The following is a 314-nucleotide window of genomic DNA, read 5'->3' as shown; positions in this document are numbered from 1 at the left end:
AACCGACCAAGCGGGCGCCTTCACGCCGGCGGCCCGGCAGATGCCGGCGATCAGTTCGCCGACCGGCCGGGGCTGGCCGTTGGTGACCACCAGGGCCTGGCCGTGGGCCTGGTCCATCCGTTCGAGCGCACGGACAATCGCGGCCGCGGCGTTGTCGATATAGGTGGTGTCGATCAGGGCGGCGCCGTTGTCCAGCAGCGGCAGCCGGCCGGCCCTGGCCCGCGCCATGACGCGTTCCACCAGCTGGGTGTCGCCGGGGCCCCAGACGATGTGGGGGCGCACGGCGGCGACCCGGAAGCCGGGGGAGTCCGCGG

1 protein-coding gene is annotated in these 314 nt (G+C 74.5%); it reads right to left on the bottom strand.

The features are described from left to right. On the bottom strand, positions 1 to 314 hold a 314-nt coding region (locus tag AC5RV2_RS19180; RefSeq protein WP_494093644.1), incomplete at both ends, for an NAD-dependent epimerase/dehydratase family protein.

It is taken from the genome of Arthrobacter sp. Y3225116 (assembly GCF_059091245.1).
Note: the sequence above shows the minus strand (reverse complement) of the source record. Positions and strands in the feature narration are given on the sequence as shown.